At 59.3% G+C, this 2,830-nt stretch carries 3 protein-coding genes and 3 pseudogenes; 2 read left to right on the top strand and 4 right to left on the bottom strand.

Going from position 1 to position 2,830, the window contains the following annotated elements:
* Positions 1-210: transposase family protein (locus N826_RS46260; RefSeq protein ID WP_169789514.1), on the bottom strand; the 210-nt coding region annotated here is incomplete at its 3' end.
* A gap of 282 nt (positions 211-492) precedes the next feature.
* On the opposite strand from N826_RS46260, the pseudogene N826_RS42655 reads away from it, so the two are divergent.
* Positions 493-735, top strand: a pseudogene (locus N826_RS42655) (integrase core domain-containing protein); the annotation flags it as partial.
* 83 nt (positions 736-818) lie between these two features.
* Here the strand turns inward: N826_RS42655 and N826_RS38585 are convergent.
* The gene (locus N826_RS38585; protein ID WP_211099516.1) at positions 819-1,343 is read right to left on the bottom strand and encodes an MgtC/SapB family protein; all 525 of its coding nucleotides are present in this window, start codon (positions 1,341-1,343) and stop codon (positions 819-821) included.
* Positions 1,344-1,419: 76 nt separating this feature from the next.
* Here N826_RS38585 and N826_RS42660 point away from each other — a divergent pair, with 76 nt between their 5' ends.
* Positions 1,420-1,605, top strand: coding sequence for a sigma factor-like helix-turn-helix DNA-binding protein (locus N826_RS42660; RefSeq protein WP_244619789.1), 186 nt, complete (start codon positions 1,420-1,422; stop codon positions 1,603-1,605).
* 498 nt (positions 1,606-2,103) lie between these two features.
* Here N826_RS42660 and N826_RS46265 read toward each other — a convergent pair.
* A pseudogene (locus N826_RS46265) lies at positions 2,104-2,442 on the bottom strand (transposase); the annotation flags it as partial.
* Positions 2,443-2,512: 70 nt separating this feature from the next.
* A pseudogene (locus tag N826_RS46315) lies at positions 2,513-2,716 on the bottom strand (IS5/IS1182 family transposase); the annotation flags it as partial.
* Positions 2,717-2,830: the final 114 nt, after the last annotated feature.

Genomic DNA, 2,830 nt, shown 5'->3' on the forward strand with positions numbered 1-2,830 from the left:
ACGAGCCCTGGGTCGGGCTATGACATTGGGACGTTCGGCGAAGGTCCGCCGGCGGCAGACGGAGTTTACACAGCGGAAGCGGCGGATGCGCACCAGAAGAACAAGCTGACGTCCCAGACAGGGAACGTCGCCGAGGCTGCGCCAGTAGTGGCTGTGAACCCGCGCTGACCGAACGTCGCAGACGGGACAGGAGGCATCTACCTGATCCATCTGTACTCGGAGTGTAAGACGAGGGTTTTGAGGATCGATCCGATCGATGACGTGGAGACTTGGGAAGAACTCTGATGGGTCGAGGGTGATCAATAAAAGTCAGCGTCGTTGTTGAAGATGCTGTCATCATATAAGACGCCTGACGCGCCATGGCATCACTCCCGAAAGACCGCTGGCTCGATACATTCACTCAACCATGAGACGTGCACACAAAAGAACGAAGAACCCAGATTCCGAAGCCGATTGACATGTGGACCGTATCGCAGGATCCTCGACCGCTACGGCATCAAGGCATCCATGAGCCGCAAGGGTGACTGTCTTGATAATGCACCGATGGAATCGTTCTTCAGCTCGATCAAGACCGAGCTGGTTCATCGAACGCAGTTCCGCACCCGTGCCAAGGCCAAGGCGGCGCTGTTCGAATACATCGAAATCTTCTACAACAGGAAACGCCGACATTCCGGGATCGACTACAGGACGCCGGCCCAGGCTCATGCGGAGATGCTGATCCAAGCGGCTGCATGACAAACGTTGCCACTGGTCCGGTGTGGCGGGGCAAGGTCAAGATGTCGAAGGACCCAGATACGGACAGAACCGGGTCCCGCACTCTAGTCGTGGCTGTCACTGCTCTGCCGGAACTTTTCGGATATGGGTGTCAGGAGCCACAGGGTTAGGAAGTTGACAACTGACAGCGTAATGGCGATGTCGAGGTTCCCGTAGGCCACGGCAATTCCGATGGCTCCGGTGTTCCAGATCGACGCTGCAGTAGCGACGCCCTGGACTGTGCCGGCTTCCTTGACGATGGCCCCGCCGCCGATGAACCCAATGCCGGCGACCAAGCCTTGGATCACCCTGGAGACCGCATCGGAATTGAAGTCCGGCAGGTCGTTAGCCGCTAGAGCGTAGCCGCAGCTTGCCATCGCGACAATCGGAAAGGTCCGGAGCCCGGCAATGTTGTAGTTCTTGCCGCGTTCCCAACCGATGGGAAACGCGAGGACATAGGCGAGGACGATATGGAGGATGTTTGCCATTATATGCGGCCAGTCCTGAGCGTGGCCGCGCTGGATTACTACGTCCCACCCATAGCCTACCATGGCTATTACCCACTCCAGCAAGCCCATTGCTACGTCCATTTGTTCTCCTGTCATCAAAGCGTCACAAATCTATCTAGAAAAACAGAAAAAACCAGAGGGTGGCAGCAATTGATCCGTGCGTGGGGTTGGGGCCATGATGCGGGTGCGTGATGTGATGGCCCTTCTGCCGGAGGAGCAGCGCTTCGCCATCATGCTGGTCTGTGTCAACGGCATGAGCTACGGGGAAGCTGCCGCTGAGCTGGACATTCCCATCGGCACCCTGATAAGTCGCCTCTCCCCGGGGCGCCTGGAACTGGGGTAGGTTCAGGATAAGAGTAAAAAGTGGTCACAAGCCGCGAGACGCCGAAACACGGCATGCCGTCCAGTAAGGCTTACCTTTCCGGACACCAAAGTCCTTCCCCTATCTTGTTGAAAACACACGATACGTTGGCGGCCACCGGCGGAACCATTTCCGGACACCTCAATGGACTATCGACTGTGCGATGGTCGTGGAAGCCCTCAGAGGACAGCAGGTGATGACGCGAATGTGGTGTTCTATAACGGGTTTTCGTACCGCTATGCCCTTGTGACCACTTTTTACACGTATCCTGAACCTACCCCGAACTCGTCAGACGCGTGAGCGCGCCAGTCTAGCAGCCTTTCGGACTGGGATTTTCGGGCAAGCGCTTGAGTGCAGCTCCGCCGCCGGAAGGTACTGAAGACTCCGTCGGGACGGTGATGCCGTCCTCGAAACCGTCAGCATCGACTTGCCGCAGTCCGCGTCTGCGCCGTGGGCGGCCTGAGCCCGGCTATCCCGCCGTCATCCGGCCGGGCTCAGGACAAACATCCGCTTCAGGTTCCAGGCCATGGTCACGAGGTTCCACTCACCGCGGACATGATCGAGCCCGCGCAGCAGGAACTGGCGGAAGCCGAGCACGGATTTGATGATGCCGAATACCGGTTCGGGAATGTGTTTGCGCTGGGCGTAGAGCTTCCTGCCTTCCAGCGTCTTCAGGCGGTGAGCCATGGCCTCGACCGGTGTCGGATCGTCCGGCGTGGGCAGCGCCTTGGCAAAGCGCTCGCCCAGGAAGGGATGGTGGGTCACGCGGCCCAATGCGATCAGCGGCTCGATGCCGGCCGCCCCGCAGGCCTGCACGTTGGCCGCGTGAAGTATCCGCATAGGTCGCCCGCTCCAGCTTGCGGCTCGACAACACCCCGGTTGCGTAGCCATAAACCAGGATGCCCAGCAGCAGCAGCGACGGCGGGTAGGACGCCGAGCCCGAGCCGCGATAGCTCCCCCTCATCACTCTCAAATCCAAGCCGTCGATCACCTCCATCCCGAAGCGGGCCAAGTGCTTCTCCGGCAGCCACTCGTCAACCGAAGGCGGCAGAAGAAACCCGGTCTGGCGGTCGATCGGACGGAAGTTGCTCATCGGGGGAATATCCTGGGGAAGCGGTCGAAACGTGTCCTGATTCTATCAGGGCCGCCCCATGGCGTTAAGGGCTCAAGCCAAAATAACTGCACGAACATTGGCTCGCGGTGAGAT

Source organism: Skermanella aerolata KACC 11604 (genome assembly GCF_000936425.1).
GTDB classification, from domain to species: Bacteria; Pseudomonadota; Alphaproteobacteria; order Azospirillales; family Azospirillaceae; genus Skermanella; species Skermanella aerolata.

Coding starts and splice junctions, on each gene's coding strand:
- N826_RS38585 (WP_211099516.1), bottom strand. CDS start 1,343: ATGGACGTAGCAATGGGCTTGCTGGAGTGGGTAATAGCCATGGTAGGC.